Source organism: Sphingomonas psychrotolerans (assembly GCF_002796605.1).
GTDB classification, from domain to species: Bacteria; Pseudomonadota; Alphaproteobacteria; order Sphingomonadales; family Sphingomonadaceae; genus Sphingomonas; species Sphingomonas psychrotolerans.
On the sequence record NZ_CP024923.1, the window covers coordinates 651,561 to 663,011 of the forward strand.

An 11,451-nucleotide genomic window follows, 5' to 3' on the forward strand; every position below is an offset into this window, starting at 1 on the left:
AACCCACCAGGCGAAGACTGCTTTTGGCCGTTCGCATTCACTCAGTGCGCCCGATTTCAGGCCGCGAGAAGATTTGTGACCACGATTTAACTTGTGGTTTGCAGAGATCGCCCCAAGGGCGCTTCACATAGCAGGGGTGGTTGATATGAAGCTGAAATCGATTGCGGCGGCCTTGGCGCTCGCAACTCTGTGCGCGGCTTCCGCTCCCGCCGAGCCCGTCGCGTCGCTTTCGTTCGCGGACCGGCTGGCGCAGGCAGGATCGCCGCTAACAGTCCGGGCGGAGGGCTTCTCGGGTCCAGGGGCCGCGATATTGTCGGAGGCTATAGACGCCAGCCGGTACGTCCTCATCGGCGAGAGCCATTTTTCGCGCGAGATCCCCACCTTCACCACGAATATCTGTCGATTGATGGCGCCCGGCGGCCTGACGGCCATGGTCGTCGAGATCGGGCCGGAGGCCGCCGGAGTGGTCAACGCACGGCTGAGAGCGCCGAACCGGGAACAGCAGATTTCTGACTTCATGAGCTCCCATCCCGACGCCATGGCCTTCCTCAACAGCCGCGACGAGGGTCAGACGGCGGCTGATTGCGCGGGTGCCGCCGGGCCCGACTTCAAGCTGTGGGGGCTGGACCAGGAGTTCTTCGGCGTGAGCGGCTATTTGTTCGAACAGATGCTGGCGGCCGGTCCAGGCCCGCTCGCCCGCGCCCAGATCGAAGCGCTGGCCGAGCAGGAGCGGGCGGCGACGCAGGCCGCACTCGCCTCCGGTTCACCTGGGGACCTGTTCCTGTTCAAAGCCACCGATGCGACGCTAGATCAGGCGGGGACAGCCATCGACCAGGACGGCGGCGGCCGGGCCAAGGCGCTGTTCGCCGCCTTGCGCGAAACACGCGCCATCTATCAGGCCTCGCAGTCCCGCCGTGGCGATCCGAACGGGCGCAGGGCGCGGCTGATGAAGCGGACGCTGGTGACGCATTTTGCCGAGGCGCCGCAGGCACGCGTACTGATGAAGTTCGGCGCCTTGCATCTCTACAAGGGCTACAATCCACTCGGCCAGCGCGACCTGGGCAATTTCGTCGCTGAACATGCCGACGGAGAGGGCGTGAAGTCCCTCAACCTCATCGTCGCCGGCGCGAGAGGCGCGCTGGCCGGATACAACGGGGTCGGCCGCCAAGTGACCGTGCACAACTTCGATGCGACCACGGGCAAGGGCAGCGACTGGCGCAAGGATGTGATGCTGGCCCGCCCGTCGGGCACGCCGCCGGGCGACTGGTTCCTGGTGGATCTGCGCCGTTTGCGCAGCGCCGATCTGGAAGACCTCACGCCGGAATGGCGCGCGCTCATCCGCGGCTACGACCTCGCCGTCGTGGCGCCGGAACTGTCTGCGTCCACCGTGCTGGGGAGTCATGACGCCCCTTAGGCTCAGGAGATTCCTCATAGCCAGAAGAGCACATGGCGACGAGGGCTAATGGCGGACAGGAAGACGGTCGGGTAGCCACCCTTTGCGGTCTGTCGGAAGGTCTGCTCCGGGCCTCGCTCTCGAAAGGCGTGCATTGGAGGGCAATAGCGTAGGCGTAGTGATCCTGACCTACCGATTCTGCGCCCCGTTTCGCGGAAGTTCTCGAACGTTCCGGGGTTTCCCGCAGGTGCCGGAAGCGGACGCTGCCAAGGGCTGGAAGGGGTGGGTTTCAGACCTCCACATTCTCGTAGTTGGTCTAACCGTTTCACGTAGATCGCCCACGGTGAGCAGCCTAATCTCGATACCGCAACGCTTCGAGCACCAGGCTGAACGCAGGCGAAGGCTGGCGGCGGCTGGGATAATAGAGATAATATCCGTCGAACGGCTCGCACCAGTCCTCCAGCACGCGCAACAGCGTGCCGTCGGCGAGTTGCTGCGGCACATGGTCTGCCATCACGAACCCGATGCCATGACCGGCGACCGCGGCCTCGATGATGAAATCGCTGTCGTTGAACACCAGTTGGCCATCGACCTTGACGTTGAGTGCGCGACCGTCCTTGTCGAATTCCCAGGCGTAGAGGCCGCCGGAACTCACCCAGCGCATGTTGATGCAGCGGTGTTGGCCCAAATCGTCCGGCGTCCCGGGCATGCCGTGCTCCGCGAAATAGGAAGGTGCGCCGATCGCCGCGAGGCGCAGCATAGGGCCGACGCGGACAGCGATCATGTCCTTTTCCAGCCGCTCGCCGAGACGAATGCCGGCATCGAAGCGCTCGGCGACGATGTCGGTGAGGCCGTTCTCGACATTCACTTCGATGTTGATGTCGGGATGCGCGGCGAGCAGCCGATCGACGACGGGCCAGAGCACTGTGCGCACCGCGTGTCGCGACGCCGTGACCCGAACGGTGCCGGCGGGCCGTTCGCGAAGCTCGGTCAGCGAGGCGAGCTTCAGGTCGATCTCGTCGAGCGCCGGACGAAGCGTCTCGATCAGCCGTTCGCCGGCTTCGGTCGGCGCGACGCTGCGGGTCGTGCGGGTGAGCAGGCGTAGCCCCAGCCGGGCCTCCAGCCGCCGCATCGAGTGGCTGAGCGCGGACTGCGAGATACCGAGTTTCGCCGCCGCGCGCGTGAAGCTCCGCTCGTCGGCGACGGCAAGGAACATCGCGAGACTGCCCAGTTCCTCACGCCGCATCGCGGGCTTGCCATTCTGGTTTCATGATCTGGAGTCATAGGCCCAAGTGATTTGCCTTGTCTAATCACGGGGATCGCGAAGGCGTATCCGGGAGGTGAGCAGGAGCACAAGCATGCAAAAACGGAAACTGGGCCGCACGGGCCTCGAGGTATCGGCGATCGGTCTCGGCTGCATGGGGCTCAGCTATGCCTATGGGCCGGCGACCGACCGGCAGGAGGCGATCAAGCTCATCCGCGCCGCGCACGAACGCGGGGTGACCTTTTTCGACACCGCCGAGGCCTATGGGCCGGGCGTCAACGAGGAAGTGGTCGGCGAAGCGCTTGCGCCGGTCCGCGACGCAGTCGTGATCGCAACCAAATTCGGTTTCAAGGACGGCATTCCCACCCACGGCGTCGACAGCCGCCCCGAGCGGATCCGCGAGGTTGCCGACGCGGCGCTCAAGCGGCTCGGCACCGATCGCATCGACCTGTTCTATCAGCACCGGGTCGATCCCGATGTGCCGATCGAAGACGTGGCGGGCACAGTGAAAGAGCTGATCGCAGCCGGCAAGGTGCACCATTTCGGCCTGTCCGAAGCCGGCGTCGAATCGATTCGCCGTGCTCATGCGGTGTTGCCGGTCGCCGCGCTCCAGAGCGAATATTCGCTATGGTGGCGCGAGCCCGAGGCGGAGATCCTGCCGCTTCTGGAGGAGCTCGGCATCGGCTTCGTGCCGTTCAGCCCGCTTGGCAGGGGCTTCCTCACCGGTGCGATCGACGCGAATACGAAGTTCGGCAGCGACGATTTCCGCGGCAGCGTGCCGCGCTTCTCCCCGGAGGCGCTCGCGGCCAATCAAGGGCTGGTGACGCTGATCGGCGAGATTGCCGCGGCCAAGGGCGTCACCTCCGCCCAGATCGCGCTCGGCTGGCTGCTGGCGCAGCGGCCGTGGATCGTTCCCATCCCCGGCACGACCAAGCTGCACCGGCTCGAGGAGAATCTTGCCGCCGCCGACGTTACGCTGGGCGCGGAGGATCTGGCCCGTATCGAGCAGGCGCTTGCCGGCATCGAAGTGCAGGGTGCGCGGTATCCGGCCGCGCTGCAGACGCTGGTGCGCGGCTGAGACGGGAGATGACGCACCGGCACGATCGCGCCGAACGGCGCGGGCGTATTTCGCGGTGACAAGCGGGGCGAGGGACGGAAGTCAGATGGATGGAACCGGCGAGCGATACTCGATATCGTCAACCATGTTGAACCGCCGGGCCATGACGGGCGTTGGCCGCAGGACGGGAGCCAGGACGATATGAAGGATGATGACTTCGGCATCACACGCCGCGGCGTGCTGGCCAGCAGCGGTGCCTCGCTGGCGATCGCCACGGTTCCTCCGGCGCGCGCGCAGATTGCGCCCGCGCCGCAGCCTTTGCCGGCCGCGATGAAGGTCGCTCTCACGGTCAACGGCAAGCAGCATGCGCTCGAGGTCGACACCCGCACCACGTTGCTCGACGCGCTTCGCGAGCATCTGCATCTGACCGGCACCAAGAAGGGCTGCGACCACGGCCAGTGCGGCGCCTGCACGGTCATCGTCGAAGGGCGGCGGATCAATTCCTGCCTGACCCTCGCGGTGATGCACCAAGGCGACCACGTCACTACGATCGAAGGCCTCGGCACGCCGGACAAGCTGCATCCGATGCAAGCTGCCTTCGTCAAGCATGACGGCTATCAATGCGGCTATTGCACGCCGGGCCAGATCTGCTCCGCGGTCGCGGTGCTCGACGAGATTCGCAAGGGCGTGCCCAGTCACGCGACGCAGGATCTCAATGCCCGTCCGCGCGCGACCAACGACGAAATGCGCGAGCGGATGAGCGGCAATATCTGTCGCTGCGGCGCCTATTCGAACATCCTCGATGCGATGACCGAAGTTGCGGGGAGGCGCGCATGAGGCCGTTCAGCTACGAGCGGGTTGCGACGCCCGCCGAGGCGGCGAACGCCGCGGCACGCACCCAGGGCGCGAAGTTCATCGCGGGCGGAACCAATCTGCTCGACCTGATGAAGCTCGAGATCGAGGCGCCGACGCATCTGATCGACGTCAACGGCGTCGGCCTCGACCGGATCGAGGCGACCGCCGAGGGCGGCCTGCGCATCGGCGCGCTGGTCCGCAACACCGATCTCGCCGCCGACAAGCGGGTGCGCAAGGACTATGCGTTGCTTTCGCGCGCGCTGCTCGCGGGTGCCTCGGGCCAGCTGCGCAACAAGGCGACGACCGCGGGCAATCTGCTCCAGCGGACGCGCTGCCCCTATTTCTACGACACCAACCAGCCGTGCAACAAGCGCAAGCCCGGCAGCGGCTGTGCGGCGATCGGCGGATATAGCCGCCAGCTCGGCGTGATCGGGACCAGCGAGGCCTGTATCGCGACGCATCCGAGCGACATGGCCGTCGCGATGCGCGCGCTCGATGCAGTCGTCGAGACCGTGAAACCCGATGGCGCGACCCGGGCGATCCCGATCGCCGACTTCCATCGCCTGCCCGGCGACACTCCGCATATCGAGACAATGCTCGAGCCGGGCGAGCTGATCACCGCGGCGACGCTGCCCGTGCCGGTCGGCGGCACGCATATTTATCACAAGGTCCGCGACCGTGCGTCTTATGCCTTTGCGCTCGTCTCGGTGGGCGCGATCGTCCGGCGCGACGGCAGCGGCAGAGTCGCCGTCGGCGGGATCGCGCACAAGCCATGGCGGGTCGAGGCTGCCGAGGCGGCGATGCCGCGCGGGGCAAAGGCAGTGGCCGAAGGGCTGTTGGCCGGCGCGAGGCCGACTGACGACAATGCATTCAAGCTGACATTGGTCGAGCGCACGCTCGGCGCGGTGCTGGCGCAGGCGAGGGGCTGATCGTCATGAAGTTCGACACCCCCGCCGGGACCAACCCGATCGATCAGCTCAAGGTGATCGGCAAGCCCTTCGACCGGATCGACGGGCCGCGCAAGACCACCGGCACTGCGCCTTATGCCTATGAACACCGGGCTCCGAACGCGGCCTATGGCCATGTCGTGGGCGCCGCGATCGCCAAGGGGCGGATCACTTCGATCGACCTGAGCGCCGCCAAAGGCGCGCCGGGCGTGCTCGCGATCGTCACCGCCGACAATGCCGGCAAGCTCGGGAAGGGCAATTTCAATACCGCCAGGCTGCTCGGCGGGCCCGAGATCGAGCATTATCACCAGGCCGTGGCGCTGGTCGTCGCAGAGACCTTCGAGCAGGCGCGCGCCGCCGGGGCGCTGGTCCGGGTCGATTATGCCCGCGGCAAGGGCGCGTTCGACCTCGCCGCCGAACGCGACGGTGCGAAGCCCAGCAAGGATCAGCCGGACATCAAGGTCGGCGACTTCGCCGCGGCATTCGCCGCCGCGCCGGTCACGCTGGATGCGACCTATCATACCCCCGACCAGGCGCATGCGATGATGGAGCCGCACGCGACCGTCGCCGCATGGGAAGGCGACCAGCTGACCTTGTGGACCGCGAACCAGATGATCGACTGGAGCCGCGGCGACGTGGCGAAGACGCTGGGCATCCCGCGTGAGAAGGTGCGGCTGATCTCGCCTTATATCGGCGGCGGGTTCGGCGGGAAGCTGTTCGTCCGCGCCGACGCGATCCTCGCCGCATTGGGGGCGAAAGCGGCGGGGCGCCCGGTCAAGGTCGCACTGCCGCGGCCGCTGATGTTCAACAACACCACGCACCGCCCCGCAACGATCCAGCGTATTCGCATCGGGGCGACGCGCGAGGGCAAGATCACTGCGATCGGGCATGAAAACTGGTCGGGCGATCTGCCCGGCGGCGGGATCGAGAATGCAGTGCAGCAGACCCGGTTGCTCTATGCGGGCCCCAATCGGCTGATCACTGCGCGGCTGGCGGTGCTCGACCTGCCCGAAGGCAATGCGATGCGCGCGCCCGGCGAGGCGCCGGGGCTGATGGCGCTCGAGATCGCGATGGACGAGATGGCGGAGAAGCTCGGGATGGACCCGATCGAGTTCCGCATCCGCAACGACACCCAGGTCGATCCCGAAAAGCCGGAGCGCCGCTTCTCGCAGCGCCAGCTCATCGAATGCCTGCGCCTCGGCGCCGACCGCTTCGGCTGGAGCAAGCGCAGCGCGACTCCGGCGGCGGTGCGCGACGGCGCGTGGCTGGTCGGTATGGGGGTCGCCGCGGGCTTCCGCAACAATCTGGTGATGAAATCGGCCGCGCGAATCCGGTTGAGCCCGGCGGGCCGGGTCACGGTCGAGACCGACATGACCGACATCGGCACCGGCACCTATACGATCATCGCCCAGACGGCCGCCGAGATGATGGGGGTGCCGCTGACCAGCGTCGAGGTGAAGCTCGGCGATTCGAGCTTTCCGGTTTCCGCCGGCTCCGGCGGGCAATGGGGCGCCAACAGCGCGACTGCGGGCGTCTATGCCGCGTGCGTCAAGCTGCGCGAGACCGTGGCGCAGAAGCTCGGCTTCAACTCGGCCGATGCGGTGTTCGCCGGCGGCAAGGTTCGCTCGGGCAACCGCAGCGTGCCGTTAGGGAAGGCGGCGGCACGCGGCGAGATCGTGGTCGAGGACCAGATCGAGTTCGGCGACCTTGCGAAGAAATACCAGCAATCGACTTTCGCCGGCCATTTCGTCGAGGCGGCGGTGCACAATTATACCGGCGAGATCCGTATCCGCCGGATGCTCGCGGTCTGCGCGGCGGGCCGCATCCTCAACCCGAAATCGGCGCGCAGCCAGGTGATCGGCGCGATGACGATGGCGGCGGGCGCCGCGTTGATGGAGGAGCTGGCGGTCGACAAGCGTTTCGGCTTCTTCGTGAACCACGATCTTGCCGGCTACGAAGTGCCCGTGCACGCCGATATCCCGCACCAGGAAGTGATCTTCCTCGACGAGGTCGATCCCGTGTCGTCGCCGATGAAGGCCAAGGGCGTCGGCGAACTGGGTATCTGCGGCGTGGCTGCCGCGGTTGCCAACGCGGTCTACAATGCCACGGGGGTCCGCGTGCGCGACTATCCGGTCACCCTGGACAAGCTCCTGGAACGGCTGCCGACTCCGCAGGATCGTTAACGCGCAGCCAGTCCGATTGAGACGCCTACCGCGCGGAGTGCTGCCGCCGATCCGCGCAACGCGTCTTCTTCCTCGCTCGACAGATCGGGGATCAGCACTCTTTCGATACCTCCCGCGCCAAGGACGCAAGGCAGGCTCAGGTACAGATCCTCAATTCCCAGCTGGCCGGTCAGCAAGGTCGAAACGGGCAGCACCGCATGTTCGTCGCGCACGATGGCTTCGCAGATCCGGACGATCGCGGTGGCCACGCCGAACGACGTATAGCCCTTGCCGGTCATGATCGTATAGGCGGCGTCGCGAACCTTCTGCGCGACTTCGGCCCGATCGGGCTCAGGCGCGGGCGAAGCGAACGCCGCCATGTCCAGGCCGCCAACGCGCAGACTGGAAAAGGCGACCACCTCGCTGTCTCCATGTTCGCCGAGCACCAGCCCCTCCACTGCACCCGGCGCCACTCCCAGGCGGAGCGCGAGTTCCTGCCTGAGCCGGCTGGTGTCCAGCAAAGTTCCGGTGCCGATCACCCGCGATGACGGCAGCCCGGCGCGACGGAAGGCAACCAGCGACATCACGTCCACCGGGTTGGCGGCGATCAGAATGACCCCAACGAAGCCGGCGGCGATCAATTGATCTACGCACGACGTAACGATCTCCGCGCTTCCGGACGCAACCGACAGGCGGGATTGAGAGCCATGCGTGGCCCCTCCAGCGGTTATGACCGCAATGCTGGCGGTGCGCGCATCCGCGTAGGCGCCTGCCCAGATTTTCGCCGGCCGCGCCAGTGCGTTGGCATCTCTGAGATCGGCAGCTTCGGCCCTGGCGAGGTCCGCGTTGCTGTCGATCAGGACAATCTCTCTGAACAAGGCCCGAAGCATCAGGGCATAAGCGGCAGTCGCACCGACATGGCCCGAACCCACGATGGCAATGCGGCTTCCCGGAGGCGTTAAGTCCGTCACGATTTGATCTCCAGATTTTTGGCCCGCGCCCCGCGAATATGCGTCTAGACTGCCGCTTCGGCAGGTCCCGCGTCGACGGCCTTGCCCTCGGCCGGCCGGGCATGCTCGAGCAATATCTTGGTTCCCGGCGTGCCGTCCACGATGGTGACGCGCGCGTCCAGCTGTTTTGCGAGCGCCTGGACGATATTGGTCCCGAGGCCGGGCTTGGCCTCGCCGGGCCGTTTCGGCATGCCGACGCCATCGTCGGCAACCGACAGGGTCCAGTCGCCGCCCTCGCTGTCATAGTCTACGACGATCTTGCCCTGCTGCCCTTCGGGAAAGGCGTGCTTGAGAGCATTGATGACGAGTTCGGTGACGACCAGCCCGATGCTCACCGAAATATCGGCGTCGACGCGGCTATCGTCGCCTTTGACTTCGAGATTGATCTGGTCGCGATCGTGGATCATCGATGCGCCGATGCTCTCGCACAATTGGCTCAGATAGGGCCGCAGGCTGACCCGATCGACCGACGAGACTGCGAGCTGCTTCTGGATCGCGGCAACCGACATCACGCGATGATGGGCATTGTGGAGATGGCTTCGCGCCTCTTCCGACTGCACTTTCCTCGCGCTCTGCAACAGCACGCTGGCGATGATCTGGAGGCTGTTGGCGACACGGTGCTGGAGTTCCTGCAGCAAGATGCCCTTATCGCGGATCAGGTCCTCATTCATTTTCTCGGCGATCCGCGCGTCGGTCACATCGGCAATGGCGAGCAGGAGGCGGATATCCTCGCCTGCGCCATAATCGAGCTTGTGCGCGTTGACGACCAGCCGGCGTAGCGCGCGACCTTCGCGCTTGAGGTCGAATTCGTAATTCTTGACTTCGGCGAAGCCGGAGGCGGTTGCCTTCAGCAGTGAATGGAGCTGCGGTATTGCCCATTCACCTGCACCCAATGCGGCGAATTCGCGTCCCACGAGGGTGGACCCGTCGATCCCGAAGACGTGACAGAAGACCTGGCTGGCGGCGATCACGGCGCGGTTCTCGTCAAGCAGCAGCAGGGGCGCGTGCGAAGAAGCCACCACCGCCATGGCGAGCTTAAGGTCGAGATCGGAACGGATTGGTGATGCGGGAGGCATAGAGCCCTTTCGGCCCCGGGGAGGGCTGGGTCGCGCGTTTCACGGCGTAAACACGACCTGATTGAGGTATAGCACGCGCTTGCGCCCCGGATCGTAACAATTCGACAGGCCATGCAGCCAACGCGGTCAAATAATGGCAAATCACTAACGCAGAGAAGGACTCGTTGCGCGGCGGAACGATCTTCGTTCGACCAAGTCCAATTTCGCCGCTTATAATGGCCGCCATTAACAAGGCTGCCGGGCGGAGGGTAATTTGGAAGGCGAGGCGTATTTCTTCGCAACGCTGGAGGTAATACTCTCTTGCGAACCCGAGATCGCGACTGCGTTGTTCGCGCACGGGCGCGTACGTCCCGTCGAAGGGCGCAGGCATATCGTACACCAGGGCGACCTGCTCGACACGATGTGGCTCGTGCTCGACGGCAGGATCAAGATCGAGTCGAGCTCCTCCACCGGCCACGAAAATACGCTGGAAATGCTCTGGGTTGGTCCACTCAACCAACGGCGCTGCGCTGTCCGATGGTCTCGGGCTAGCGTCGTGCCCGCGAACCCACTGAACCGGTTCAGGCGCTCTGAAGCGGTTGGTGGCGAAGCCGGGGCAAGACATGTCGAGCGAACAGGTCGGCCTCGGCGATGTGCGGATAGCCCGACAGGATGAACGCATCGATGCCGAGCGCGCGATACGCCTCGAGCTTGGCGAGGACCTGGTCGGGATTGCCGACGATCGCCGCGCCGCAGCCGGAGCGGGCGCGCCCGATTCCGGTCCACAGATTATCCTCGACATAGCCGTCGCCGCTCGCCGCCTCGCGCAGTTCGGCCTGCCGGCGCACGCCCGCCGAGGCCGCATCGAGCGAGCGGGCGCGGATCGCTTCGCCTTGCGCCGCATCGAGCCGCGACAACAGCCGATCGGCCGCCGTCCGCGCCTCGGCTTCGGTCTCGCGGACGACGACATGGACGCGGTAGCCGAAGCGCAGTGTGCGGCCGCGCGCCGCTGCCCGGCGGCGCAGATCGGCGACGATCTCGGCGACTGCCTCGATCCGGTCGGGCCACATGAGGTAAACGTCCGCGCCCTCGGCCGCGGCTTCGCGTGCATCTTCCGACAGGCCACCGAAATAGAGCAAAGGCGCGCGCCCCGAGACGGTGGTGATACGGGGCGGCTCGAGCTTGAGCTTCCAGAACTCGCCCTGATGATCGAGCGGCTTACCGTCGAGCAATGTCTTGAGGATGTGCATCGCCTCGACCGTGCGCCGATAGCGCGGGCCGGACGCCAAGGTCTCGCCGGAAGATCGGACGAGATGATGTTCACCGTCAGCCGTCCGCCGAGGATCCGGTCGATCGTGGCGATCTGGCGCGCGAGCTGGGGCGGCCAGCTCTCGCCGATGCGCACTGCCATCAGCAGCCGGAGGCGTCGGAGCAAGGGCGCGACCGCCGCGGCGAAGGCAGTGGTGTCGATGCCCAGCGCGTAGCCCGAGGGAAGCAGCAGATTGTCGTAGCCGCCGGTCTCCGCCGCCAGCGCGATGTCGCGGCAATGCTCCCAGCTCGACTGGAGCCGCGGATCGGGCTGGCCGAGAAACTCGTAATCGTCGTCGCACAGTGCGGAGAACCAGCTGACCTCGCAGGGCGAAAGCGGATCTTGCTTGCCGTTCGCGGCGGTTTGGGGATTGGCTTCGCGCATCGTCAGGTCCTCTGG

Annotated in this window: 9 protein-coding genes and 1 pseudogene; 5 read left to right on the forward strand and 5 right to left on the reverse strand. The window is 66.0% G+C overall.

Annotated features, from left to right (window positions below):
* Positions 1 to 145 precede the first annotated feature (145 nt).
* On the forward strand, positions 146 to 1,414 hold the full coding sequence (locus tag CVN68_RS02770) for a hypothetical protein (protein ID WP_100280851.1): 1,269 nt from the start codon (positions 146 to 148) through the stop codon (positions 1,412 to 1,414).
* Positions 1,415 to 1,745: 331 nt separating this feature from the next.
* Here CVN68_RS02770 and CVN68_RS02775 read toward each other — a convergent pair whose 3' ends face one another.
* Positions 1,746 to 2,639: a LysR family transcriptional regulator gene (locus tag CVN68_RS02775; protein WP_100280852.1), complete on the reverse strand. Its 894-nt coding sequence runs from the start codon at positions 2,637 to 2,639 to the stop codon at positions 1,746 to 1,748.
* A gap of 112 nt (positions 2,640 to 2,751) precedes the next feature.
* Between CVN68_RS02775 and CVN68_RS02780 the strand changes: the two genes are divergently transcribed.
* The 4 genes from CVN68_RS02780 to paoC all read left to right on the forward strand — a co-directional run bounded on the left by CVN68_RS02780 (position 2,752) and on the right by paoC (position 7,699).
* Positions 2,752 to 3,735, forward strand: a complete 984-nt coding sequence (locus tag CVN68_RS02780; protein WP_100280853.1) for an aldo/keto reductase — start codon at positions 2,752 to 2,754, stop codon at positions 3,733 to 3,735.
* 180 nt (positions 3,736 to 3,915) lie between these two features.
* Positions 3,916 to 4,551 carry an aldehyde dehydrogenase iron-sulfur subunit PaoA gene (gene paoA / locus CVN68_RS02785; protein ID WP_100280854.1) on the forward strand — a complete coding sequence of 212 codons (636 nt, stop codon included), beginning with the start codon at positions 3,916 to 3,918 and terminating at the stop codon, positions 4,549 to 4,551.
* Positions 4,548 to 5,498, forward strand: a complete 951-nt coding sequence (locus CVN68_RS02790) for an FAD binding domain-containing protein (protein WP_100280855.1) — start codon at positions 4,548 to 4,550, stop codon at positions 5,496 to 5,498. Before paoA ends, CVN68_RS02790 begins: the two co-directional genes overlap by 4 nt.
* Before the next feature lie 5 nt (positions 5,499 to 5,503).
* The gene (gene paoC, locus CVN68_RS02795) at positions 5,504 to 7,699 is read left to right on the forward strand and encodes an aldehyde oxidoreductase molybdenum-binding subunit PaoC (RefSeq protein WP_100280856.1); all 2,196 of its coding nucleotides are present in this window, start codon (positions 5,504 to 5,506) and stop codon (positions 7,697 to 7,699) included.
* On the opposite strand, the gene CVN68_RS02800 is transcribed toward paoC, so the two are convergent.
* The 4 genes and pseudogenes from CVN68_RS02800 to CVN68_RS02810 all read right to left on the reverse strand — a co-directional run bounded on the left by CVN68_RS02800 (position 7,696) and on the right by CVN68_RS02810 (position 11,436).
* Positions 7,696 to 8,649 (reverse strand): L-lactate dehydrogenase, encoded by a 954-nt coding sequence (locus CVN68_RS02800; RefSeq protein ID WP_158298680.1) that lies wholly within the window; start codon positions 8,647 to 8,649, stop codon positions 7,696 to 7,698. The two genes, paoC and CVN68_RS02800, sit on opposite strands and share 4 nt — an antisense overlap.
* A gap of 44 nt (positions 8,650 to 8,693) precedes the next feature.
* Entirely contained in the window at positions 8,694 to 9,716 is a 1,023-nt protein-coding gene (locus CVN68_RS02805; RefSeq protein WP_233503547.1) for a sensor histidine kinase, read from the reverse strand.
* Positions 9,717 to 9,723: 7 nt separating this feature from the next.
* A complete protein-coding gene (locus CVN68_RS22965) occupies positions 9,724 to 10,263 on the reverse strand; it encodes a hypothetical protein (protein WP_158298681.1) in 540 nt (179 codons plus the stop codon).
* A gap of 61 nt (positions 10,264 to 10,324) precedes the next feature.
* A pseudogene (locus CVN68_RS02810) lies at positions 10,325 to 11,436 on the reverse strand (LLM class flavin-dependent oxidoreductase).
* Positions 11,437 to 11,451 lie beyond the last annotated feature (15 nt).

Excerpts from the sequence above, each read along its gene's own strand:
- CVN68_RS02770 (WP_100280851.1), top strand. The coding sequence starts at position 146 with ATGAAGCTGAAATCGATTGCGGCGGCCTTGGCGCTCGCAACTCTGTGC.
- CVN68_RS02775 (WP_100280852.1), bottom strand. The coding sequence starts at position 2,639 with ATGCGGCGTGAGGAACTGGGCAGTCTCGCGATGTTCCTTGCCGTCGCC.
- CVN68_RS02780 (WP_100280853.1), top strand. The coding sequence starts at position 2,752 with ATGCAAAAACGGAAACTGGGCCGCACGGGCCTCGAGGTATCGGCGATC.
- paoA (WP_100280854.1), top strand. The coding sequence starts at position 3,916 with ATGAAGGATGATGACTTCGGCATCACACGCCGCGGCGTGCTGGCCAGC.
- CVN68_RS02790 (WP_100280855.1), top strand. The coding sequence starts at position 4,548 with ATGAGGCCGTTCAGCTACGAGCGGGTTGCGACGCCCGCCGAGGCGGCG.
- paoC (WP_100280856.1), top strand. The coding sequence starts at position 5,504 with ATGAAGTTCGACACCCCCGCCGGGACCAACCCGATCGATCAGCTCAAG.
- CVN68_RS02805 (WP_233503547.1), bottom strand. The coding sequence starts at position 9,716 with ATGGCGGTGGTGGCTTCTTCGCACGCGCCCCTGCTGCTGCTTGACGAG.